This window comes from Streptomyces pluripotens, assembly GCF_000802245.2.
Lineage (GTDB): Bacteria > Actinomycetota > Actinomycetes > Streptomycetales > Streptomycetaceae > Streptomyces > Streptomyces pluripotens.
In genome coordinates this window covers 4,339,421-4,361,831 of the sequence record NZ_CP021080.1, presented here as the reverse complement: position 1 = coordinate 4,361,831, position 22,411 = coordinate 4,339,421, and the positions used below count along the sequence as shown (strand labels likewise).

Below are 22,411 nucleotides of genomic sequence, written 5' to 3'. Positions count from 1 at the left end.
GCCTCGGGACCGTGGCCCCGGGACCCCCTCATGCGGGTGACCGTGTCAGCCCGTGTTGCGCAGGCCGGCGGCAACGCCGTTCACGGTGAGGAGCAGGGCGCGGGAGAGCAGTGGGTCGGGCGTCGCTCCCGCGTCGGCGGCGTCACGCTGCCGCTTGAGCAGGGTGACCTGGAGGTAGGAAATCGGGTCCAGGTAGGCGTCCCGGATGCCGAAGGTCTGCCTGAGGACCGGCTGGGCGTCGAGGAGCTCGTTCTCGCCGGTGACCCGCAGCACCTCGCGGACGGTGAGTTCGTGTTCGGCCTTGATGGTGTCGAAGACGTGCTTCAGCTCGTCCGGGACCAGGGTGTCGACGTAGTGCTGGGCGATCCGCAGGTCGGTCTTGGCCAGGGTCATCTCGACGTTGGAGATGAAGTTGCGGAAGAAGTGCCACTGCTGGTGCATCTCGTCGAGCACGGTGTCCCCTTCATACCGCAGGCCCGCCTCGCGCAGGGCCTTGAGGCCGGAGCCGACGCCGAACCAGCCGGGGACGATCTGCCGGGACTGGGTCCAGCCGAACACCCACGGGATGGCGCGCAGGCCGTCGAGGCCGGCGCCGGAGTCGGGGCGTCGGGAGGGCCGGGAGCCGAGGTGGAGTTCGGCGAGCTGGTCGACCGGGGTGGAGGCGAAGAAGTACGCCGGGAGGTCGGGGTCCTCCACGAGCCTGCGGTAGGCACCGTGGGCGGCGTCCGAGACGACATCCATGGCCGCGTCCCAGCGGGCGAGGGCCTCGTCGGACTGGCGGGGGGCGGTGTGCAGGGCGGAGGCCTGCAGGGTGGCCGCGACCGTCAGTTCCAGGTTCTCCCGAGCCAGGGACGGGATGAGGTACTTGTCGGAGATGACCTCGCCCTGTTCGGTGACCTTGATCTCGCCCTCCAGGGTGCCCCAGGGCTGGGCGAGGATGGCGTCGTGGGAGGGACCGCCACCGCGGCCGACGGTGCCGCCACGGCCGTGGAAGAGCCGGAGGCGTACGCCGTAGCGGTGGGCGACGTCGCGCAGGCGCCGCTGGGCGCGGTGGATCTCCCACTGGCTGGTGGTGATGCCGCCGAACTTGGAGGAGTCGGAGTAGCCGAGCATGACCTCCTGTACGTCACCGCGCAGCGCGACCAGGCGCCGGTAGGACGGGTCAGAGAGCATGTCCTCCAGGATGGTGTCGGCGGCACGCAGTTCGTCGGTGGTCTCCAGGAGGGGGACGATGCCGATCCTGGCCCAGCCGGCGTGCAGGTCGACGAGGCCGGCCTCACGGGCGAGGACGGCGGCGGCGAAGACGTCGTCGGCGCCCTGGCACATGGAGATGATGTAGGACTCGATGACCTCGGGGCCGAAGGTCTCCAGGGCCTTCTTGACCGTCTCGAAGACGCCGAGAGTCTTGGTGCCGGGCGCGTCGACGGGTGCCGGGGTGGGGGCCAGCGGCCTCCTCGACCTCAGCTCCTTGGCAAGGAGCTTGGCCCGGTACTCGCGGGGCATGTCGGCATAGCGCCAGGATTCCTCGCCGAGGCGGTCGAAGAGCTGGCCGAGGGCGTGGTGGTGGGCGTCGGCGTGTTCACGGACGTCCATGGTGGCGAGTTGGAGGCCGAAGGCCGCCAGGGTGCGGATGGTGCGGGCGAGGCGGCCGTCGGCGAAGAGGCCACCGCGGTGCTCGCGCAGGGAGGCCTGGATGATCCGCAGGTCCTTGAGGAGCTGACCGGTGCCGAGGTAGTCGCGGCCCTCCTCGTGGGGGGTACCGGTGGCCAGGCGCTGCTTGGTGTTCGCCAGCTTCTGCCGGATGCAGGTGGCCTTCAGCCGGTAGGGCTCCTCGGCGTTGAGGCGCTTGTAACGGGGGCTGATCTCGGGCAGGCGTTCGAGGTCGGCCTTGAGGGAGTCGAGGAGTTCCTCGGTGGCACCGGTGTAGCGGATGGAGTGGGACAGCAGGCCGCGCAGTTCGTCGATCGTCTCCAGGGCGTCGTTGATGCCGTGTTCGTGCTGGAGGATGAGGACGTCCCAGGTGACCTGGGGGGTGACGTTGGGGTTGCCGTCGCGGTCACCGCCGATCCAGGTGCCGAAGGTGAGGGGACGGGTGGCGTCGGGCACCGTGACCCCGACGCGTTCCAGTTCGGCGGTGAGGTCTTCGAGGACGTCGCCGACGGCGTCGGCATGTAGCTCATCGAGGTAGTAGATGGCGTTGCGGGCTTCGTCGGCGGGCTCGGGACGCACGACGCGCAGCTCGTCCGTCTGCCAGACCAGGTCGATGTTCTCGGCGAGCCGGACGTCGTGGCGGCGGCGGTCGGAGGGGAGGACCGGGGTGTCCAGGAGCGCGGCGATGCGCCGGAGCTTGTTGAGGACCGACCGGCGCGCGGCCTCGGTGGGGTGCGCGGTGAACACCGGGCGCACGTTGAGGTTCTGCACGGACTGGCGCAGGTGCTCGGGGTCGGCGTCCTTCAGCCGGTCCGCCGTGCGGGCGAGGAGGCCGCCCTCGGCGGCGCGCCTGGCCCGCAGCTCCCGGCCACGGTGCACCTGTTCGGTGATGTTGGCCAGGTGGAAGTAGGTGGAGAAGGCGCGGACCAGCTTGGCCGCGGTCTCCAGTTCGGTGCCGCGCAGCAGCTCGGCGGCGGCCTCGCCGTCCTCACGGGTCAGGCGGCGGACCTTTTCCACCAGGTCGAGGAGTTCGGGGCCTTCCTGCCGGACGAGGGTCTCGCCCAGGAGGTCACCCAGCCGGCGGATGTCGGCACGCAGCTCGCTGCTGGTCGTGGTGGTCTGGTCGTCGGCACTGCTCACAGGTGCGGCTCCTTGCAGTGTTGAAGCTCGTCTGGGAGGGAACCCGTCCGTCTGCCACGCGGCGAAGGGCCGCATACGGGCCGGAGCGTCCGGGAAGAAACTTCAGCGGACCGCGCTGTCCGACCGACTCCAAGGATAGGTGTCCGTGCGGGCGCGCTGGTCCTGGGGCTCTTGCCGCCGCTCGACACGCTGCCATACTTACGTCGCCGTAGGTTACGGACCCGTAGGGAAGTACTGTCGAGTCCCGCTCGGTCCGGCGGCCCGGCACCTGCTTCCACCCCCGACCCTCGACCCCACAGGGGACGCGCATGACCTCAAGTTCCGATGTGATCGAAGAAGCCCGCAAGGTCACCGACACAGCTGCTCCGTCCGCCACGCTGGGCGGTGAGCAGAAGCGCTCGATCGAGCAGATCACGCTGCTGCTCTTCATCACCGTGCCGTTCCTGGCGTTGGTGGCGGCGGTGCCGCTGGCCTGGGGCTGGGGGGTGAGCTGGCTCGATCTGGGCCTGCTGGTGTTCTTCTACTTCCTCGGCTGCCACGGCATCACGATCGGTTTCCACCGGTACTTCACCCACGGTTCCTTCAAAGCCAGGCGACCCCTGCGGATCGCGCTGGCGATCATGGGATCGCTGGCGGTGGAAGGCCCCCTGGTGCGCTGGGTGGCCGATCACCGCAAGCATCACAGGTTCTCCGACGCGGAGGGCGACCCGCACTCTCCGTGGCGGTACGGCGAGACGGTTCCAGCACTGTTGAAGGGCCTGTGGTGGGCTCACCTCGGCTGGATGTTCGACGAGGAGCAGACCCCGCAGGAGAAGTACGCGCCGGACCTGATCAAGGACAGCGCGATCCGGACGATCTCCCGCCAGTTCGTGCTGTGGACGGCGGTGTCGCTACTGCTTCCGCCGCTGATCGGTGGTCTGGTGACGATGTCCTGGTGGGGGGCGTTCACCGCGTTCTTCTGGGGTTCACTCGTACGAGTGGCGTTGTTGCACCATGTCACGTGGTCGATCAACTCGATCTGTCACGCGGTCGGCAAACGGCCGTTCAAGTCGCGGGACCGTTCGGGCAATGTGTGGTGGCTGGCGGTCCTGTCCTGCGGTGAGTCCTGGCACAACCTGCACCACGCGGACCCGACCTCGGCACGGCACGGTGTGATGCGCGGCCAGGTCGACTCCTCGGCCCGTCTGATCCGCTGGTTCGAGCTGCTCGGCTGGGCGTACGACGTGCGCTGGCCGTCACGCTCGCGTATCGATTCGCGCCGTAACACCGGGGAAGACGGCTCCCGGCGCGGGAAGGAGACGGCCGAGGCGGCATGATTGACGCCGTGGCGACCGATTCCAGCAGCACCCCGGGCAATGACAAGCAGCGGCGGACCCGCCGGACCCGAATGACCGGTGCCGAGCGCCGCCAGCAGTTGCTGGAGATCGGTCGCACCCTCTTCGCGGCGAAGGGCTTCGAGGGCACCTCGGTGGAGGAGATCGCGGCGAAGGCCGGGGTCTCCAAGCCGGTGGTGTACGAGCACTTCGGCGGCAAGGAGGGGCTGTACGCGGTGGTGGTGGACCGTGAGATGCGGCGCCTGCTGGACATGGTGACCGGTTCCCTGACGGCCGGCCACCCTCGCGAGCTGTGCGAGCAGGCGGCCTTCGCCCTGTTGGACTACATCGAGGAGTACACGGACGGCTTCCGCATTCTGGTCCGTGACTCCCCCATCCCCCAGTCGACGGGTTCCTTCGCTTCGCTGATCTCCGACATCGCCACCCAGGTGGAGGACATCCTGGGCCGCGAGTTCAAGTCGCGCGGTTTCGACCCCAAGCTCGCCCCGCTCTATGCGCAGGCACTGGTCGGCATGGTGGCGCTGACCGGTCAGTGGTGGCTGGACGTGCGCCGCCCGAAGAAGGCGGAGGTGGCGGCCCATCTGGTGAACCTGGCTTGGCACGGGCTGGACGGGTTGGAGCCGAAGCCGCGGCTGATAGGCCACCGGAAGAGCTGAGGAGCCGCGGTTCACGCCCGCCGGTTTCAGGCCCGGCTCGGCGCGCCCGCGCCCACGTCCGCAGGTCCGCCACCCAAGGCCCCGCGCCCTCGTCACCCGCCCGGGCCGGACGCCGTGACCGTCTCCAGGAACTCCAGGCGGTTCCCCACCGGATCCTCGGAGTAGAAGCGGCGGTAGCCCGGGAGGGTGTCGTCCCAGGTCACCGGGGCCCCCTGGGCCGCGAGGCGGGCGGCGTACGCCTCGATGCCCGTCACCCGCAGCCCCGGGTGAGCCTTCTTCGCAGGACGGAAGTCCTCCTCAAGACCCAGGTGGAGCCGGACGTAGCCCGCCTCGAACCAGCATCCCCCGCGGGCGGCGAGCTCCGGTGGCTTGGGGGTTTCCGTCATGCCGAGGACGTCCACGTAGTACGCCCGCAGGGTGTCCTCGGAGCCGGGCGGTGCCGCGAGCTGCACGTGGTCGACGGCGATCAGCACGTTCACGCCCCCTTCACAGCTACGGCGAACAGCCGGCGGAAGGGCAGCACGGTGCCGTAGCCGGCGCTCGGGTACGCCTGCCGGAGCAGGTCCCGGTACTCGGCGAGGAATGCGTCGCGAGCCTCGGGATCGTCGGCCAGGGCGGTGAGGGCGAGGCGCAGCCCGGTGCCCTTCACCCAGTCCAGGACCGGGTCGGGGCCTGCCAGGACGTGGAAGTACGTCGTCTGCCACACGTCGGTCGCGCAGCCCAGGCGGGCGAGGCGGTCCAGGTAGGAGCCGGGGGTGTGGACGGAGTCGGTGCGGCGCAGCATGCCGCCGAGGCGGTCCTTCCAGCGGGGGGTGGCGGCGAGTTCGCGCATCAGGGCGTGCAACGGGGCGTCGGTGTTGTCCGGGACCTGGAACGCGAAGGTTCCCTTGGGCCTCAGGGCGGCGATCCAGTCGGCGAAGCGGTCGGCGTGGCCCGGCACCCACTGGAGGGTGGCGTTGGAGACGATCAGTTCGTACGGCTCCCCGGGCGTCCAGGTGCGGACGTCGGCGTGGGAGAAGTCCAGGCGGCCTCCCCCGGTCGTCGGACCTTCGTGGTCGGTGCGGGCCTTGTCGAGCATCTCGGGCGAGTTGTCGTAGCCGGTGATGTGTGCGGTCGGCCAGCGTTCGGCGAGCAGGGCGGTGACGTTGCCGGGGCCGCAGCCGAGGTCGGCGATGCGGGGTCGCCCCGGGGGCGGTTGCCCCGGGAGGGCGGGGAGGCGGGCGAGGAGATCGGTGAAGGGACGGGCCCGGTGGTGGGCGTGCCGGAGGTACTGGTCGGGGTCCCAATGGGGGTTCGTCATGCCTCCCACTGTCCTCGGACACTTATCTCAATGTCAAGAGACTTGACATCAAGAGACTTCATGTCGACACAACCACTACACTGAGCGCTATGGAGGACGAGGTCGATCGGCTGGTCGCAGCGTGGCGCCGGGAGCGCCCGGACCTCGACGTGGAGCCGCTGGAAGTGCTCAGCCGGGTGAGCCGTCTCGCCCGGCACCTGGACCGCGCGCGCCGGCTCGCCTTCGCCGAGCACCAGCTGGAACCCTGGGAGTTCGACGTGCTGACCGCGCTTCGGCGCGCAGGCACGCCGTACCAGCTCTCCCCCGGCCAGTTGCTGACGCAGACCCTGGTCACCTCGGGCACGATGACCAACCGGATCGACCGGCTGGCGAAGAAGGGCCTGGTCGAACGGCTCCCCGACCCGAGCGACCGGCGGGGCGTGCTGGTCCGGCTGACCGGGACGGGCCGGGACCGTGCGGACCAGGCGCTGGCAGGGCTGCTGGAACAGGAGCGGGCGATCCTCGTAGAGCTGTCCCGCGCCCAGCGGGCGGAACTGGCCGGGCTGCTACGCCAGCTGACCGCCCCGTTCGACAACGTCCCCAGTTAGTTCCGCGGGCCCCACGCCCGCACGCCGCGCGAGCGCGACGGCAGCCAGCGTCGAATGGACGCCCAGCTTCCCGAGGACGTTCTGCATGTGGGTGCGCACGGTGTGCGGGGAGAGGAACAGCCGCTCGGCGACGGCCTTGCGGCCGAGCCCGGCGACCATGCACCGCAGCACCTCCCGCTCACGCGGGGTGAGTGACTCCACCAGCCGCTCGCTTTCGGTCCGGTGCCTGCGGGCGGCGGTCAGCTCCTTGAGCACGCCGGTGAGCAACGCGGGCGGCAGATGCGTCTCGTCGCGCAGCACCCCTCGGATCACCGTCAGCAGCCTCGACAGCGAGCAGTCCTTGGCGACCCATCCGGAGGCGCCGGCCTGCAGGGCCAGGGCCGCGCGGCGCGGGTCGTCCTTCTCGGCGAGGACGACGGTCCGCACAGCGGGCTGGGCGGACCGGACCCCGGCGACGAGTGAGATGCCGTCTACCAGTCCCTCCTCGTCGCCCTCGTGCACGGGCACGGCGGGGCGGGTGGTGGGCAGGCCGCCGCCCAGGTCGGCGTCCACCAGCATGACGTCGTAGCGTCGGCCGTCGCCCGCTGCCCGCTCCAGGCAGCGCAGCGCGGCTGGACCGCTGCCGGCAGCGAAGACGTCGACGTCCGGCTCGGCGGCCAGGGCCGCGGCGAGCGACTCGGCGAAGATGCGGTGGTCGTCCACGACCAGGACTCGGATGCGAACCACATAACCCCCTTCCCCAGGCTCCACGCGGAGCAGGGGATACCCAAGGTCCGAAACGGCTCCATGTTCGACCGCTCCGGAAAAGCCCGGAAAAGGTCCGGAGAACGACGACCCGCGGGTACGACACACCACGGAAAGGTCGTCCCGCCGCACGGCTGCCGCCGTCGCAGAGACTGCTACCCCCACCGCGGGCGCCGTACCCGCCTGCCTCGCCCCCTGATCAGCACCGGCCCCCACCGGTGCTGTTCCTCAGAGTACGGATGGGAGCGGACAGCGGAAGGTGATTTGCAGAACTGACCGTCCAAGGTGTTCACGGTGTGTTGCACGTTTCGTATTGAGGCAGAAGTCGACAAAGCCCGACGCGATCTTTTCGCTCGCGGCTGGGCACCCGGAAGAGCTGTGCCCCAGGAGGATCCCAGGCGCCTATGTCCGGCAAAGCGGTGGGGCCGGGCCGAAAAGAAGCGGGTGCTGGCCGGGAAGGACCGACGGCCGCCGGTCAAACGGGGGGTGGCGGCGGAGGGGGAGGCGGGTAGGGCGGCCGAGGCGGGATCCGGGGTCCACGCGGACCGACCGGGGGGCGGTTGGGGCTTCAGCGACCGCCGAGGGCGGGGCGGCGGCTGCCGCCGGGGGCTGAGGGGCGGGGGCGGAGCAGGCGGCGACGCGGGCGGCTCACAGTCCGACAGCACCGGCAGTCCCGCGCGCAACCGCTCGACGGTCCGCTCGGCACAACGGCGGGCTCGCGGGTCGTCGTCGCGTTCGTACCAGCAGACAACACTGCCTCCTCGCGGGGGATTCACGCGCCGCGGAAGGGTTGTGCCGGAGAGCAGCCGGTAGCCGAGTGCGCGAGCGATCTCCTCGGCACGGCGGAGGTCTGCGTCGACGCAGTGGAACCGCATGTGCACCCGCCCACGGCCGTCGAACTGAGCGACGATCTCTTCATCCGTCATCGGCGATCCTTGTAGCGGGGCAGTTGCTCGGGAAACGCACGAGGGGTCTTACACTCGGCCAGCCCGTAGGCGCGCTGGGTGAGTTGGTAGGCGAAGTCAGTCAGGGCCTGGCGCAGTTCGGCGCCGGTGGCCCTGCTCTTGCCGGTCACACCGGCCTCCGCCACCAAGGCATAGGCCTGCGACGCGCTCCCTTCCTCGACGTTCGCCGGAGCGCAAGGGACATAGATGGAAGCGGAGCCGATATCGCCATCCATCTGCGCCAGTGCTTCGACACCGTCTTTCGAGGTTGTCACAATACGGTGGCCTGCAAGACTCCCATAGTGATCTTCCCACGCGGATTCAGACGAATCCCGAAGATCCACCTGCCCCGACAGAATCGAGTCACCGCTGGTGGAAACGCGGCAAGCAAAAGAAAATCGACGCCCCACGCCATCTTGATCAGCCCATTCCTCTGCTGATCGCGCACGTGGCAGAACTTGAATCACAAGGTCCCGCGACACAGCATGGTCACACACCTTTTCTGGAAGAAGATAAAGCCCCTTTGAGAAGAACAGGAAGAAGCCGCCGCCCACAAGTCCCGTTACCGCCAGACAAATGGCGAACCCCCTCACAATTCGCGACTTTCCGTCTTTCTGTAGCACTTCTTCACTCATATTGCGCCTTGGAGCGATTCAAGTAGTAGTCGCTGTCTTTCCAGCCATCGTTGACGGCTTGCCGCATCGTGTCCTTGATTGCATCCTCCGGCAGGTCTACGTCATTTCGGACCAAGGCATCCTCCACTGACCACTGTGTCTGCTGACTCACCGAATCGCGCATCATGAACAGGTCACGACTCGAGCGATACAGGGCCTCGTCTTTGGCGCCGTCAAGTTGTTGACCTTCTACCAGACGGTCAACAGCGCCTCCAGCAACAGCCCCGACACCACCTCCGACAAACGCTCCCATCACGTCCCCACCAAGCCTTTCGGGAACCTTGACGAAGCTCACACCAATAGCAACCCACGTTTTTGCATAGTCCCCCTTTTGCTGCATAGCATCGTTGTAATCTCTCTCACCATTGATGGCTCCATCAACTTCCGCATTCGCAGCAGAGTGCCCAACAATACCCTCGATAATCCCAGCGTTTCTGCCGATATCAGTGAGGACTTGTTTGTGACTTCCATCAAACAAGGCTGGATTCGAAAGATGCGCCTCAACCAGGTTGCCAGTGTAGATACTTTCTCCGTAGATAACTCCTGCTCTTCCGGAAGGATCTGCAGATGTTGCCGAGAGAAAACGAGTGACGTCTGGAAGACTCAACCCGGAAGGTGATTCGCTGTTCGTAACGAAGACAGCTTCCGAACCAGGCCCTGCGAGCGCATGGCTGATCTCCGGCATGTAAGCCGCCGCCATATCCCCGAAGCTCTCGCCGAGCCCGCTGGTCGCCAGGTCCGCGCCTCCGTCGGGGTCGGCCACCGCATGCATGATGTTGGCCATGATCTTGACCTGGGTCGCGCTGTGCGGCGGGGCCATGGAGGTGGTGTCACCGTCGGCGACGCCGGTGACGGCAGCCTCCATGGCGCGTCCGAGGGTCTCTTCCCGGTCTGTGAATCTGGTGGTGCCGAGCATGTGATCCAGGTCCGACTTGGACTCGAAGGCGTGCTGGGCCGCCTCGGGGTTGTGGGACAGCCCGTCGAACAGCCCCTCCAGCGGGTCCCGGCCATTGCCGCCGCCGAAGACGAGGTCCAGGGAGTCGTACCCCTTGGCCCACAGGTCATGGGTGCCCGAGTCCCCTGCTGCCTTGTCCGCCTTGAACAGCTTCTCGCGGTAGTCGTCCAGGAACTCGGTGTCGAACTGGCCCTGGTGCAGAAGGCTGCTGATGACCTGGGAGCCGAGGGCGCCGAAAGCACTGGTCGAGTCGGTGGCCCGGAAGTTGATGTTGCGTTCGGCGATCAGATCCTTCTTCCAGACCCGCATGGCGTCCGAGTCCGAGAAGGACACCGTGGCCAGGGTCAGGCCCAAGCTGGTCTGCAGGTCCTTCATCGTCTCCAGTTCCGCGCCCCTGGCACCGGCATGGGAGTGGGTCATCTCGGTCCAGAACTGGAGCGTGCCCTTGGCTCCCAGGCGAGTCACGAACTGTTCTGCAAACAGGGGGTCGTCGTGGTACTGGTCCATCGTGCGGTTGAAGGCGGCAACGTCGTCGAGGGACATGTCAGCTGGGTGCTTGGCCATCCATGCCAGCTTCCCGGCAGCCGCGACGGCCTTGGCCGCCTCGTCCCGGTCCGTGTAGGAGGCGTCCGTGAAACCGTACTTGGCCTGGTCCACGAGGAGCCGGAGGGCCTTCGCGGCGCTGCTGTCGCTCTGCGTCGCCTTGGTCAGGACGCCTTGGATCTCGTTGCGGAAGCCGTCCAGCACCGTCTGGTCCACCAGGCCGGTCCCTCCGCTGGGGTCGGACGCCCAGTCGGGACGGGTCTTCCCCATGACGGCGAAGGACCCGTCACCGGTGTCGAGTACCAGCAGTCCCTGTTTCCCGGCCTGCGCGATCACGTCGTTCAGCTGGGTGCGGTAGCTGATGAGTTCGCCGTGCGTGTCGCTGAGGATCTTGGTGATGGAATCCGCCTGGGTGTGCGCGTCGGCGAACTCAGCGGCGGTCCTGGTGATGAACTCGCGGGTGACGATGGCGTTAGCTCCGGCCCACTTGGCCTTGTCAGCCTTGGCCTTGAGGTTCTCCTCGGCGTCCTTCTTCAGGTCGCCGAGTCTCTTCGTCATCTGCTGCCAGTCGGCGACCGCTTCACCGAGCTTGGCGAAGCTGCCGTGGCGCAGTGCATCAAGATCCATCGGCGTCAGTAGCCCCTCCGGTTGTCGAAACCCTCGTCGAGGGTGGCGATGCTGCTGACCGCGCCGGCGATGTAGGAATCATCGGCCGCATGCTGGTTCTTGGTGTACCGCAGGTGGTTGGAGATGTGGGCGCAGGCGTCCAGCAGAGTTCTGGCCTGCTCATTCCAACGCTCTGTCACGTGTTCCAGCGCGCCTCCGAGGGCGAAACCCTCGCCCTTGAGCCCGCCCGCGGCGGACTCGGAGGCCACACGCGCGTGGCCGCTGTAGTTTGTGAAGTCGTCGAACAGGTCATGGGCCGCCTTGCCAACCGCCTCGAGATCCTTGTGCCCCACCACGAGATCGCCCTTGGTATCGCCGCCACCTCCCGGTGCGGCCACATACTGGTTGAGCTGCATCCGCGTGGAATGGCGCGGGTCGGCCGCCTGGGCCTTCAGCTGCTCCCATTCCTCCCAGGCCATGTGTGGGCTCCCCCTGATCTCCCGGTGTGCCATCGGGCATGCAGTAGTGACGGCGTCGTACGTTACCGGCCCGCGTAAGCCCCTTACCCGGGCGAGTGGTTTGGTGACGGGTGACGAGGCCTCCCGCAACCGCAGGTCGCGGACGAGGCGGTGCAGGCGGCGGGAACCGGTGCGTCAGTTCACCCGCCGGGCCCCGGCCGAAGGCACCGCCTCGAAGATCTGTGGAGCCGTGAAGCCGGCCGCGATGAAGGCCTCCTCGACCGCCTTGGTGACCGCGTTCACCTCGGCGGCCTCCGCCAGGACGATCGCCGAGCCGCCGAAGCCGCCGCCGGTCATCCGGGCGCCGAGGGCGCCGTTCGCCAGCGCGGTGTCGACGACCAGATCCAGCTCGGGGCAGGAGACGCGGAAGTCGTCGCGGAGCGAGGCGTGGCCCTCGGAGAGGACCGGGCCGACGGCGCGGATCTCACCGGCGCGCAGGAGTTCCACGACCCGCTCGACCCGATGGTCCTCGGTGACGACGTGCCGGACCAGGCGGACGACCTCTTCCTCGTCGCCGATGCGCGCGAGGGCCGCGTCCAGGTCGGCGTACGGGATGTCCCTGAGGGCGTCGACGCCGAGCAGGGCGGCGCCCTTCTCGCAGCCCGCACGGCGCTTGCCGTACGCGCCGGCATTGTGGGCGTGCTTGACCCGGGTGTCGACCACCAGCAGGCGCAGTCCCCCGGCCGCGAGGTCGAAGGGGATCTGCCGTTGGGAGAGGTCGCGGGTGTCGAGGAACAGCGCGTGCCCGACGGTGCAGCACGCGGAGGCCATCTGGTCCATGATCCCGGTCGGGGCGCCAACGTAGACGTTCTCCGCGCGCTGGCAGAGGCGGGCCAGCTGCCGGGGCTGGACGCCGAGTTCGTACAGGTCGTCCAGCGCCAGGGCGATCACGACCTCCAGAGCGGCGGACGAGGACAGGCCCGCGCCGGCCGGGACCGTCGACGACAGGTGGATGTCCGCGCCGGTGATCTCGTGGCCCGCCTCGCGCAGTGCCCAGACCACGCCCGCCGGGTATGCCGTCCAGTCGCCGGCGCCCTGCGGAGCGGGGGTGTCCAGCGACATTTCCGCCACCCCGCCCTGGACGTCCGCCGAGTGCAGGCGCAGTAGCCCGTCGTCCCGGCGGGCAACGGCGGCGATCGCCTGGTGGGGCAGCGCGAACGGCATGACGAAGCCGTCGTTGTAGTCGGTGTGCTCGCCGATCAGGTTGACCCGGCCCGGAGCCGCCCACACTCCCTCCGGCCGGGCCCCGTACAGCTCGGTGAAGCGCTCCGCGACCCGCTGTGCCCCCACTACTGCTCCCGGTTGCCTGCGTTGTGCCGGACGAACTCCCAGGCGTCCGCGACGATGCCCGCGAGGTCCGCGCGGGAGGGGTTCCAACCGAGCTTCTCCTGGGCCGTGTCCGCTGAGGCGACCAGGACCGCCGGGTCGCCGCCCCGGCGCGGGGCGACGACCTCGGGGATCGGATGGCCGGTAACCTTGCGGACGGTCTCGACGACCTCGCGGACGGAGAAGCCGTTGCCGTTGCCGAGGTTGCAGATCAGGTGCTCCCCCGGGCGCGCCGCCGCCAGGGCCAGCAGGTGGGCCTCCGCCAGGTCCGCGACGTGGATGTAGTCGCGGACGCAGGTGCCGTCTGGGGTCGGGTAGTCGTCGCCGTAGACGGAGATCGCCTCACGGCGGCCCTGGGCGACCTGGAGAACCAGCGGGATCAGGTGCGACTCGGGATCGTGGCGCTCACCGTACGCGCCGTATGCGCCGGCCACGTTGAAGTAGCGTAGGGAGACCGCGGCCAGGCCATGGGCGTTCGCCTCGCTGGTGATCATGTGGTCGACGGCGAGCTTGGAGGCGCCGTAGGGGTTGGTCGGCTTCGTCGGGGCGGTCTCGGCGATCGGGAGCTGCTCGGGTTCGCCGTACGTGGCCGCCGTCGAGGAGAAGACCAGCTTGCGGACGCCCGTTTCACGCATCGCAGCGAGCAGGGCCATGCTGCCGGACACGTTGTTGTCCCAGTATTTCTCCGGCTTCACCACCGACTCGCCGACCTGCGAGAAGGCGGCGAAGTGCAGCACGCCGTCGTAGGAGGAGTCGAGCCACTTCGCGGCGTCACGGATGTCGCCCTCGACGAACCCGGCCCCGGCCGGAACGCCCTCGCGGAAGCCGGTGGAGAGATTGTCGAGGACGGTGACCTCGTGGCCGGCCTCCAACAGGTGCTGGGCCACCACGCTGCCGACGTAACCCGCGCCACCCGTCACCAGGTACTTCATGAACTCGCTACCTCTCGCAGTCGCTCGGCCGCGCGCTCCGGCGGCACGTCGTTGATGAACACGCTCATGCCAGACTCCGAACCCGCGAGAAACTTGAGCTTGCCGGAAGTACGGCGGACGGTGAAAAGCTCAAGGTGCAGCGCGAAGTCGTCCCGCAGGACACCGCCGAACTCCTCCAGCGCGCCGAACGGGGCCTGGTGCCAGGCCGCGATGTACGGCGTGGGCGGTGCTCCCCCTGGGTTCCCGGCTGCGTCCCGCACGGTGCTCTCCCCTCCGTCCCGCTTGGCGAAGATCCGGTCGAAGCGCCTCAAGAGTTCCAGATAGATCTGGGGGAATTCTGTGCGTGCCGCCTCGCCGAGGGCCAGCAGATCGGGCACACGGCGCTTGGGGTACACGTGGACCTCGTACGGCCAGTGCGCAGCGTACGGCACGAAGGCCGCCCAGTGTTCACCCTCAAGGACGACCCGCGTTCCGGCGAGTTCCCGCTCCAGGACGGCGTCGAACAGGTTGTCCCCACCGGTCGCCTCCTTGTGGGCGGACAGCGAGCGGAGCATCAGCGCGGTGCGGGGGGTGGTGAAGGGGTAGGCGTAGATCTGCCCGTGCGGGTGGCCCAGGGTCACACCGATTTCGGCGCCCCGGTTCTCGAAGCAGAAGACCTGTTGGACGGAGGGCAGCTGGGACAGCTCCGAGGTGCGATCCGTCCAGGCGTCCAGCACCAGACGCGCCTGGTCTTCGGTGAGGTCGGCGAACGAGGCGTCGTGGTCGGAGGTGAAGCACACGACCTCGCAGCGCCCAGAGTCGCCGGCGAGGGACGGGAAGCGGTTCTCGAAGACGACCACGTCGTACGTCGAGTCCGGGATCTCGCTGAGCCGGTCCCCCCGTGTCGGGCAGAGGGGACATTCGTCGGCCGGCGGATGGTACGTGCGGCCCTGGCGGTGCGAGGCGACGGCGACCGAGTCGCCGAGTAGCGGGTCGTGGCGGATCTCGGACGTGGTGACCGTACGGCCCAACGGGCGGCGGTCGACCGCGTCCCGCACGGTGTCGTCACGGAGGTCGAAGTAGATCAGCTCACGACCGTCGGCCAGCTGGGTCGAGGTCCTCTTCACGCGGGCTCCTTGTTCGGCACCACCCCATCGCTCAACACAATCAAACACAACAGACCACAACTCGACCACACCCAGGCCCATCACAATCAAACAAAGTCCGTCATGCGGCGTGTTCAATGACGGGATGCGGAGGTGCAGGTTCCGCTCTGGCTCAGTTCGCGCGACGAAGCGAGTTCTCATGCAGACCCCCACACACGCCCCCACCCACCTGGCGGCGGAACTACGGCTCCCCACCAACGGGCTGGACTACACGATCCTGGCGATCTACTTCGCCGTCGTCCTGGGCATCGGATTCGCGGCCCGCCGCTCGGTGAAGACCAGCCTCGACTTCTTCCTCTCCGGCCGCTCGATGCCCGCCTGGATCACGGGCCTCGCCTTCATCTCCGCGAACCTGGCGGCCACCGAGATCCTCGGCATGGCAGCCAACAGCGCGCAGTACGGCGCCTACACCGTGCACTGGTACTGGATCGGTGCCATTCCCGCCATGGTCTTCCTGGGCCTGGTGATGATGCCCTTCTACTACGGCAGCAAGGTCCGCTCGGTCCCCGAGTTCCTGTTGCTGCGCTTCGACCGGGGCGCCCACCTGCTCAGTTCGATCCTGTTCGCCTTCGCCGCCGTCCTGATCGCAGGCGTTAACCTCTACGCCCTCGCGATCGTCGTGGAGGCGCTGCTCGGCTGGCCGCAGTGGGTCGCCATCGTGGTCGCAGGCGCCTTCGTGCTCGCGTACATCACCCTGGGCGGTCTGTCGTCGGCGATCTACAACGAGGTGCTGCAGTTCTTCGTGATCCTGGCCGCCCTCATCCCGATCACCGCGCTGAGCCTGAAGAAGGCCGGCGGCTGGGGCGGCCTGACCGACAAGCTCACCGCGAGCCACGGCAGCAACTTCACGACCGCCTGGGGCGGCACCGGCGTCGGCACCGCCAACCCGCTCGGCGCCAACTGGCTGACCATCGTCCTCGGCCTCGGCTTCGTGCTCTCGTTCGGGTACTGGACCACCAACTTCGCCGAGGTGCAGCGCGCCCTGTCCGCGAAGAACCTCTCAGCGGGTCAGCGGACCCCCCTGATCGCCGCCTATCCGAAAATCTTCATCGTCTTCCTCGTGATGATCCCCGGCCTGGTCGCCGCCGCGCTGGTGCCGGGCTTCGGCACCTCCGGCTCCGGCTACCAGTACAACGACGCCATCCCCTACCTGATGGAGGACCTGCTGCCGAACGGTGTGCTCGGCATCGCCGTCACCGGTCTGCTCGCCGCGTTCATGGCGGGCATGGCCGCCAACGTGTCGTCGTTCAACACCGTCTTCACCAACGACATCTGGGAGAAGTACGCGGTGCCCGGCCGCGAGGACGCCTACTACGTCCGCTTCGGCCGCCTGATCACCGTGGTCGGCGTCTGCGCCTCCATCGGCACGGCGTTCCTGGCCTCGTCGTTCTCGAACATCATGGCCTACCTGCAGACGCTGTTCTCCTTCTTCAACGTGCCGATGTTCGCCGTCTTCATCGTCGGCATGTTCTGGAAGCGCGCATCCGCCAAGTCCGGCTTCTGGGGCCTGCTCGCGGGCACCGTCACGGCGATGATCAACTACTTCGTCTTCTACAAGAAGGGCATCATCTCCCTCCCCTCCGACCAGGGCGCCAACTTCGTCTCCGCGATCGCGGGCTTCGTCGCCGGTGCGGTCGTCATGTTCGTGGTGTCCCTGTTCACCAGCCCGAAGCCGACCGAGGAACTACAAGGCCTGGTCTACGGCACCCGGTCCCCCGGCATGGCCGAACCGCCCGCCGCCGGCGACGACGCCTGGTACCGCAGGCCCGCGCTGCTCGGCTGGGGCGCGATCGCCCTGGCCGCCCTCTGCTACATCCCGTTCTCGCTCTGACGCGGGAGGACCGAGGAAACCATGACCGAGCACCCCGAGCACCCTGGCCGCCACCACCACTACACCGAGGAGGACATCGCCCAGGAGGTCTCCGAGCTGGAGGCCGAGTCCGCGACCGCGGCCCGCATCTTCGACCTGCGCCGCATCATCGGCGGCCTGTTCGTGCTCTACGGCGTGATCGTCACGCTCACCGGCATCACCGACTCCCAGTCCGCCATCGACAAGGCCGAGGGTGTGAACGTCAACCTGTGGACCGGGATCGGGATGCTCCTGCTGGGCGTCTTCTTCCTCGTGTGGCTGAAGCTGCGCCCGACTCCGCCTCCACTCCCTGCGAAGGAGCCGGCGGAGCAGGAGCCGCCTTCCGAACACGGGTGAGCGCAGGTGAGGGCGGTTACGCGGCGGCCCGCTGCCGGCTCCCCGCACCCGTCAGACCGGCATCCGCAGCGTCCGACCTCCGGCGGGTGCCGGAGGCCGTCACGTCTCCGGCCCCGCCACGTGCCGCAGCGCCCCGGCCCGGTCCAGGAGGCCGGTCCTCGCCGCCAGCGCCGCCGCCTCCAACCGCGACCCCACTCCCAGCTTCATCAGCACCCGCTGCACGTGCGTACGCGCGGTGCTCGGCGCGATCCCCATCCCTGCCGCGATCAGCCGAGTGTCCTCCCCATCAGCCACCCGCACCAGCACCTCCACCTCACGCGGCGTGAGCATCTCCAGCAGCCGTTGGGCCTCGTCGTCGGGCTGGGCCGCCGGATTGAGCAGCTCGGCGAACGCGGCCTGGAGCAACTGCGGAGCCACCGCTGCCTCGCCCGCCCGGGCCTTCATGATGGACCGTTCGACCCCCTCGATCCGCTCGTCGTGCCGTACGTACCCGGACGCGCCCGCGGCGAAGGCCGCCGCGATACCCCGCGGAGACGGCACCGGGCCCAGCACCAGGACCGCCACCTGCGGCCGCTCCCGCTTGATCTTCGCCACCGGATCGAAGACTCCCGGCTCGGCCGGCACCGCCGTGCCCAGCAGGCACACCTCCGGTGCCCGCGCGATCACCAGGTCCGCGGCACCCGCAGCCGGTGCCGCCGCCGCGAGCACCCGGTGCCCGCGCAGTTTGAGCGCCGACGCCAGCGCCTCGGCGAGCAGGCGATGGTCGTCGACGACCATGAGCCGTACTCCCATAGAGCAACCCCCCAGTCTCCCGGTGGATGCCCTCACTATGGACGCCCACCGGCCCGCAAGGACAGAGGGCCCCCGGCCCCCGCCCTTCATGTCCCCGGAAGCTACACGCTTGTTCGACGTCTTGCTGCCGCTATGGTGAGAAGTGCCCCGGATCAATGAAATCCGGGGCACTTCTCGGTAAGGCACCCATTCGGGCGGGACCAGCAGCGGTGCCGACGGCAGGTCAGTCGCCCGTGCCGAACGCCAACACCAGATACCCCCCGCCGTGCTCGGTGTCCACCCTCTTGGCGAACACCGCCGACATGTAGAGGCGGCCATGCCCGAAGCGGATCTCCGCGAACTCCGGCAGCATGTGGGCCTCCGCCATCCGCACGGACCGCGTGGCGGGGTTCTCCATCAGCTTGGTCGTCTGGAAGCTGCCGCCGTCGATGCTGACGATCTGGCCGCCCTTGTCGTACGGCGGAGACTTGTAGGCCAGCAGGTTGCCGCCGTCCATGCGCAGCGGGTACAGCGCGTAGCCGTCACCGGCTGCGGCACGCTGGCCGGTCTGCTTGCCCGTGTCCAGGTCGAAAGCGACGATCTCGTTGGTCTTGCTGTACTCGACGTTGCCGTCGTGCCGCTCGGTGGCCAGGTACAGCCTGTCGTTGCCGACAACGATCCCCTTGCAGTCCTCGCTGTGGGAGATGCCGTTGCAGCGACCCGCGTAGGTGTCGCCGGGCGCGGAGATGCGGGTGCGCAGTCTGCCGGTCGTGTTGTCGATGGAGAAGTAGTCCGACACCCCGCTGCCGTCGCCCGCGCTGTGGCCGACGTCGGCCGCCACCACCAGCGGGTCGGTGGAGACGACGGACGCGTCCTCAATGCCCGAGGGCATCGTGTAGTCGGAGATCACCTTCCCCGTCCCAGGGCCGATGGTCTGAATGTGCAGCTGCTCGTTGCCGTACGGGTCGCACGTGCGTACGGCGACCAGCTTGGCACCTCCGCCGTAGCCCAGGTCGCGGCAGGTCCCGTCCGGCTTCGGCCGCCACAGCAGCTTGCCGGAATCGATGTCGAGGGCGGTTCCGCCGGCAAGGCCGCCGGCCGCGACGGTGCGCTGGCCGACCGTCACATGGGAGAAGTCCATCAGGACGTCACCGGTCTTGACCGACTTCATCCACAGCGCCTTGCCCGCGTCGAGGTCGATCGCGGCGATCCGGGTGCAGCCCACCGAGGTGTTCTTCGCGGGCGTCCTCGGCCGGAAGACGACCGCCGTCCGGTTGTCGGAGGTGACGTGGCTGCTGGCTGAGCAGATCGGCCCGGGCAGCTTGACCGTCCACAGCTTGCTCCCCTTGGCGGGGTCGTAGCCGACGATCTCGGCGATGCCGCTCTTGGCGTACACCTTGTCCGTGAGCCAGGAGCCCGACGTGATGCCCAAGCCGTCCGTCTTGGGCATCGGGATCTTGAACAGCACGCTGGAGGCGGAGTCGGCCGGCGCCTTCTCCGTGCCTCCGGTGGAAGAGCCGCCAGAGGTACCGCCGGTACCGTCCTTGCCACCCGTGCTGCCGGTCGAGGTGCCGGTGTCGTGTTTCTTGCCGTCGCCCCCGGAGGACTTGGCGTACCAGATGCCGCCACCGATGATCAACGCGATGGCGACGACCGCCGCGACGACGACGGACAGCGCGGTCCTGTTCCGGCGGCCGTCCCCGCCCTGCCCGGACCAGGGGTTCGCCGGCACGGTCGGCGGCTGCGCCGGGTAGCCGTAACCCGGCTGCTGGGGCTGCTGGGGGTAGCCGTAGGGGCCCGGCGTACCGGGGGCGGCGGGTGCCCCGTACGGGCCCGGCTGCTGGGGGTAGCCGTAACCGGGCTGTGGCTGCTGCGGCGGGAGCCCGGGGTGCGGGGGAGGAGATGTGGTGGGCGCGCCGAAACCACCGCCCTGCGGCTGGTGGTCCGGTGGCGGCCCGAATCCGCCGTGGGGCGGCTGGTTGGGCGGCTGAGTCATCAGCGCTCTTCCCCCTCGTTCACTGATTCTTAGCCACGCCCTGAGGTGTGTGATGGACGCAAGGTCGTCCTCAGAAAGTTCACAGACGGCCTTTTCTACCACCCGGGACCGATGGCGGACGGGACCGGAGGAACCGCTGTTTCCAAGGGAGGACCCGCTCGTGATGGCGTTGCTACGCGCCCCCACGCCCCCTCCACGCGCCGCACACTACGGCGTTGCGCGGAGGGGGCGCTGGAAAGCCGGACATCGTGTGGTGAAGTGGGGGCGCACAGTGGCCGATTCACGTCGACGGGATGTCCCGACCCCGCACTGCACGCCCCGAGTTGCGCGCCCCCTTACGCGTCCTCCGCCAACTCCAGCCAGCGCAACTCCAGTTCCTCACGCTCTCCGGCGAGGTCCCGCAACCGGGCATCCAGGTCAGCCACCTTGGCGAAGTCGGTGGCGTTCTCCGCGATCTGGGCGTGCAGTGTGGATTCCTTCTCGGAGATCTTGTCCAACTGGCGCTCGATCTTCTGGAGTTCCTTCTTCGCAGCGCGCTGGTCGGCGGCGCTCTTCTCCGACGTGGCCGGCTTGGGCGTCGCAGCGGCGGACTGAGCCGCCACCGCCTCCTCCATGCGCTGCCGCCGTTCCAGGTACTCGTCGATCCCGCGCGGCAGCATCCGCAGGGTGCCGTCGCCGAGGAGAGCGAAGACCCGGTCGGTGGTGCGCTCGACGAAGAACCGGTCGTGGGAGATGACGATCATCGAACCGGGCCAGCCGTCGAGGAGGTCTTCGAGCTGGGTGAGGGTCTCGATGTCGAGATCGTTGGTGGGCTCGTCCAGGAAAAGGACGTTGGGCTCGTCCATGAGGAGGCGCAGCAGCTGGATCCGGCGGCGCTCACCGCCGGAGAGGTCTCCCACCGGCGTCCACTGCTTCTCCTTGTTGAAACCGAACGTCTCGCACAGCTGACCGGCGGTCATCTCGCGTCCCTTGCCGAGGTCGACGCGCTCGCGGACCTGCTGGACGGCCTCCAGGACCCGCCAGGCGGGATCGAGTTCGGAGACCTCCTGGGAGAGGTAGGCGAGCCGGACCGTCTTTCCGACGGCGATGCGTCCGCCGGCCGGCTGCTCCTCGCCCTCCGTACGGGCCGCCGCGGCCATGGCGCGCAGCAGGGAGGTCTTGCCTGCGCCGTTGACCCCGACGAGACCGATCCGGTCGCCCGGCCCGAGCTGCCAGGTGACGTGTTTGAGAAGCACCTTGGGCCCGGCCTGCACGGTGATGTCTTCCAGATCGAAGACCGTCTTGCCCAGCCGGGAGGAGGCGAACTTCATCAGCTCGCTGCGGTCCCGGGGCGGCGGTACGTCGGCGATCAGCTCGTTGGCCGCCTCGACCCGGAAGCGCGGCTTGGAGGTACGGGCGGGAGCCCCGCGCCGCAGCCAGGCCAGCTCCTTCCTGATGAGGTTCTGCCGCTTGGCCTCCTCGGTGGCCGCGATCCGCTCACGCTCCGCCCGCGCGAAGACGTAGTCGGAGTAGCCTCCCTCGTACTCGTAGACGGCGCCGCGCTGCACGTCCCACATGCGGGTGCAGACCTGGTCCAGGAACCACCGGTCGTGCGTCACGCACACCAGCGCCGAACGCCGCTTGCCCAGGTGCCGGGCGAGCCAGGCGATGCCCTCGACGTCCAGATGGTTGGTGGGCTCGTCCAGGACGATCAGGTCTTGTTCCTCGATGAGCAGCTTGGCGAGCGCGATCCGGCGCCGCTCGCCGCCCGACAGCGGCCCGATGACGGTGTCCAGCCCCTTGGGGAACCCAGGCAGGTCCAATCCGCCGAACAGTCCGGTCAGGACGTCCCTGACCTTGGCGTTGCCGGCCCACTCGTGATCGGCCATGTCACCGATGACCTCGTGGCGCACGGTGGCGGCGGGGTCGAGGGAGTCATGCTGGGTGAGCACTCCGAGCCGCAGCCCGCCGGAGTGGGTGACTCGTCCGGTGTCGGTTTCCTCCACCTTGGCGAGCATCCGGATGAGGGTGGTCTTGCCGTCGCCGTTGCGTCCGACGACCCCGACCCGGTCCCCTTCCGACACGCCGAGCGAGACGCCGTCCAGCAGGGCACGAGTGCCGTAGACCTTGCTGACGTTCTCGACATTGACCAGGTTGACGGCCATTTCACTCCTGTGCGCGGGGATCGGTCAGCCTTCTAGCGTAGGGCCTAGGGGGGTACGGGCGGGGCCGAGGGCATGATCACCCTCGGTGACGACGCCGTCGCGGGTACGGCCGCCGCCGTGGTAGACCGGCTGCCGCTGCCGTCGGCAGCGGGCTCCCGCCCGTTACCGGGGCCCGGAGCACCACATCCATGCCGCATTGCGTCCGGCGTCCGGTGCCACCCGCAACGACCGGACCGCGCA

At 68.7% G+C, this 22,411-nt stretch carries 18 protein-coding genes; 5 read left to right on the top strand and 13 right to left on the bottom strand.

Going from position 1 to position 22,411, the window contains the following annotated elements; genetic code table 11:
* Positions 1–45: 45 nt before the first annotated feature.
* Complete coding sequence (gene ppc, locus LK06_RS19810; RefSeq protein WP_039652678.1) at positions 46–2,790, bottom strand: phosphoenolpyruvate carboxylase; 2,745 nt, start codon at positions 2,788–2,790, stop codon at positions 46–48.
* Between the two features lie 308 nt (positions 2,791–3,098).
* Here ppc and LK06_RS19805 point away from each other — a divergent pair, with 308 nt between their 5' ends.
* Together LK06_RS19805 and LK06_RS19800 are read left to right on the top strand one after the other, a co-directional pair.
* Entirely contained in the window at positions 3,099–4,106 is a 1,008-nt protein-coding gene (locus LK06_RS19805) for an acyl-CoA desaturase (RefSeq protein ID WP_039652677.1), read from the top strand.
* Positions 4,103–4,780, top strand: coding sequence for a TetR/AcrR family transcriptional regulator (locus LK06_RS19800; protein WP_039652676.1), 678 nt, complete (start codon positions 4,103–4,105; stop codon positions 4,778–4,780). The genes LK06_RS19805 and LK06_RS19800 overlap by 4 nt, the downstream gene beginning before the upstream one ends.
* Before the next feature lie 92 nt (positions 4,781–4,872).
* Here LK06_RS19800 and LK06_RS19795 read toward each other — a convergent pair whose 3' ends face one another.
* Together LK06_RS19795 and LK06_RS19790 are read right to left on the bottom strand one after the other, a co-directional pair.
* Entirely contained in the window at positions 4,873–5,253 is a 381-nt protein-coding gene (locus LK06_RS19795) for a VOC family protein (protein WP_039653175.1), read from the bottom strand.
* A gap of 2 nt (positions 5,254–5,255) precedes the next feature.
* Complete coding sequence (locus tag LK06_RS19790) at positions 5,256–6,080, bottom strand: trans-aconitate 2-methyltransferase (RefSeq protein WP_039652675.1); 825 nt, start codon at positions 6,078–6,080, stop codon at positions 5,256–5,258.
* 89 nt (positions 6,081–6,169) lie between these two features.
* On the opposite strand from LK06_RS19790, the gene LK06_RS19785 reads away from it, so the two are divergent.
* Positions 6,170–6,667 (top strand): MarR family winged helix-turn-helix transcriptional regulator, encoded by a 498-nt coding sequence (locus LK06_RS19785; RefSeq protein ID WP_039652674.1) that lies wholly within the window; start codon positions 6,170–6,172, stop codon positions 6,665–6,667.
* Here LK06_RS19785 and LK06_RS19780 read toward each other — a convergent pair.
* From LK06_RS19780 to LK06_RS19745, 7 genes are all read right to left on the bottom strand, one after another.
* Positions 6,626–7,393, bottom strand: a complete 768-nt coding sequence (locus LK06_RS19780; protein WP_039652673.1) for a LuxR C-terminal-related transcriptional regulator — start codon at positions 7,391–7,393, stop codon at positions 6,626–6,628. The two genes, LK06_RS19785 and LK06_RS19780, sit on opposite strands and share 42 nt — an antisense overlap.
* Positions 7,394–8,333: 940 nt before the next feature.
* Positions 8,334–8,990 carry a hypothetical protein gene (locus LK06_RS33325; RefSeq protein ID WP_159025321.1) on the bottom strand — a complete coding sequence of 219 codons (657 nt, stop codon included), beginning with the start codon at positions 8,988–8,990 and terminating at the stop codon, positions 8,334–8,336.
* Complete coding sequence (locus tag LK06_RS19765; RefSeq protein ID WP_043406227.1) at positions 8,983–11,154, bottom strand: hypothetical protein; 2,172 nt, start codon at positions 11,152–11,154, stop codon at positions 8,983–8,985. Before LK06_RS19765 ends, LK06_RS33325 begins: the two co-directional genes overlap by 8 nt.
* A gap of 5 nt (positions 11,155–11,159) precedes the next feature.
* Positions 11,160–11,612: a hypothetical protein gene (locus LK06_RS19760; protein WP_043432349.1), complete on the bottom strand. Its 453-nt coding sequence runs from the start codon at positions 11,610–11,612 to the stop codon at positions 11,160–11,162.
* A 174-nt stretch (positions 11,613–11,786) separates the two neighbouring features.
* Complete coding sequence (galK, locus tag LK06_RS19755; protein WP_039652672.1) at positions 11,787–12,941, bottom strand: galactokinase; 1,155 nt, start codon at positions 12,939–12,941, stop codon at positions 11,787–11,789.
* Positions 12,941–13,909 (bottom strand): UDP-glucose 4-epimerase GalE, encoded by a 969-nt coding sequence (gene galE, locus LK06_RS19750; RefSeq protein ID WP_039652671.1) that lies wholly within the window; start codon positions 13,907–13,909, stop codon positions 12,941–12,943. Before galE ends, galK begins: the two co-directional genes overlap by 1 nt.
* Positions 13,906–15,015 carry a galactose-1-phosphate uridylyltransferase gene (locus tag LK06_RS19745; RefSeq protein ID WP_039652670.1) on the bottom strand — a complete coding sequence of 370 codons (1,110 nt, stop codon included), beginning with the start codon at positions 15,013–15,015 and terminating at the stop codon, positions 13,906–13,908. Before LK06_RS19745 ends, galE begins: the two co-directional genes overlap by 4 nt.
* A gap of 178 nt (positions 15,016–15,193) precedes the next feature.
* Here LK06_RS19745 and LK06_RS19740 point away from each other — a divergent pair, with 178 nt between their 5' ends.
* Positions 15,194–16,885, top strand: coding sequence for a sodium:solute symporter family protein (locus tag LK06_RS19740; protein ID WP_039652669.1), 1,692 nt, complete (start codon positions 15,194–15,196; stop codon positions 16,883–16,885).
* A 21-nt stretch (positions 16,886–16,906) separates the two neighbouring features.
* A complete protein-coding gene (locus LK06_RS19735) occupies positions 16,907–17,260 on the top strand; it encodes a hypothetical protein (RefSeq protein ID WP_039652668.1) in 354 nt (117 codons plus the stop codon).
* A gap of 99 nt (positions 17,261–17,359) precedes the next feature.
* Here the strand turns inward: LK06_RS19735 and LK06_RS19730 are convergent, their stop codons facing one another.
* From LK06_RS19730 to LK06_RS19720, 3 genes are all read right to left on the bottom strand, one after another.
* Entirely contained in the window at positions 17,360–18,052 is a 693-nt protein-coding gene (locus LK06_RS19730) for a helix-turn-helix transcriptional regulator (protein ID WP_043432351.1), read from the bottom strand.
* Positions 18,053–18,275: 223 nt separating this feature from the next.
* Entirely contained in the window at positions 18,276–20,027 is a 1,752-nt protein-coding gene (locus LK06_RS19725; RefSeq protein ID WP_043406235.1) for an outer membrane protein assembly factor BamB family protein, read from the bottom strand.
* A gap of 335 nt (positions 20,028–20,362) precedes the next feature.
* Positions 20,363–22,171, bottom strand: coding sequence for an ABC-F family ATP-binding cassette domain-containing protein (locus tag LK06_RS19720; RefSeq protein WP_039652665.1), 1,809 nt, complete (start codon positions 22,169–22,171; stop codon positions 20,363–20,365).
* Positions 22,172–22,411: the final 240 nt, after the last annotated feature.

Excerpts from the sequence above, each read along its gene's own strand:
- LK06_RS19805 (WP_039652677.1), top strand. The coding sequence starts at position 3,099 with ATGACCTCAAGTTCCGATGTGATCGAAGAAGCCCGCAAGGTCACCGAC.
- LK06_RS19800 (WP_039652676.1), top strand. The coding sequence starts at position 4,103 with ATGATTGACGCCGTGGCGACCGATTCCAGCAGCACCCCGGGCAATGAC.
- LK06_RS19790 (WP_039652675.1), bottom strand. The coding sequence starts at position 6,080 with ATGACGAACCCCCATTGGGACCCCGACCAGTACCTCCGGCACGCCCAC.
- LK06_RS19785 (WP_039652674.1), top strand. The coding sequence starts at position 6,170 with ATGGAGGACGAGGTCGATCGGCTGGTCGCAGCGTGGCGCCGGGAGCGC.
- LK06_RS33325 (WP_159025321.1), bottom strand. The coding sequence starts at position 8,990 with ATGAGTGAAGAAGTGCTACAGAAAGACGGAAAGTCGCGAATTGTGAGG.
- LK06_RS19765 (WP_043406227.1), bottom strand. The coding sequence starts at position 11,154 with ATGGATCTTGATGCACTGCGCCACGGCAGCTTCGCCAAGCTCGGTGAA.
- LK06_RS19760 (WP_043432349.1), bottom strand. The coding sequence starts at position 11,612 with ATGGCCTGGGAGGAATGGGAGCAGCTGAAGGCCCAGGCGGCCGACCCG.
- galE (WP_039652671.1), bottom strand. The coding sequence starts at position 13,909 with ATGAAGTACCTGGTGACGGGTGGCGCGGGTTACGTCGGCAGCGTGGTG.
- LK06_RS19740 (WP_039652669.1), top strand. The coding sequence starts at position 15,194 with ATGCAGACCCCCACACACGCCCCCACCCACCTGGCGGCGGAACTACGG.
- LK06_RS19735 (WP_039652668.1), top strand. The coding sequence starts at position 16,907 with ATGACCGAGCACCCCGAGCACCCTGGCCGCCACCACCACTACACCGAG.
- LK06_RS19730 (WP_043432351.1), bottom strand. The coding sequence starts at position 18,052 with ATGGGAGTACGGCTCATGGTCGTCGACGACCATCGCCTGCTCGCCGAG.
- LK06_RS19725 (WP_043406235.1), bottom strand. The coding sequence starts at position 20,027 with ATGACTCAGCCGCCCAACCAGCCGCCCCACGGCGGATTCGGGCCGCCA.
- LK06_RS19720 (WP_039652665.1), bottom strand. The coding sequence starts at position 22,171 with ATGGCCGTCAACCTGGTCAATGTCGAGAACGTCAGCAAGGTCTACGGC.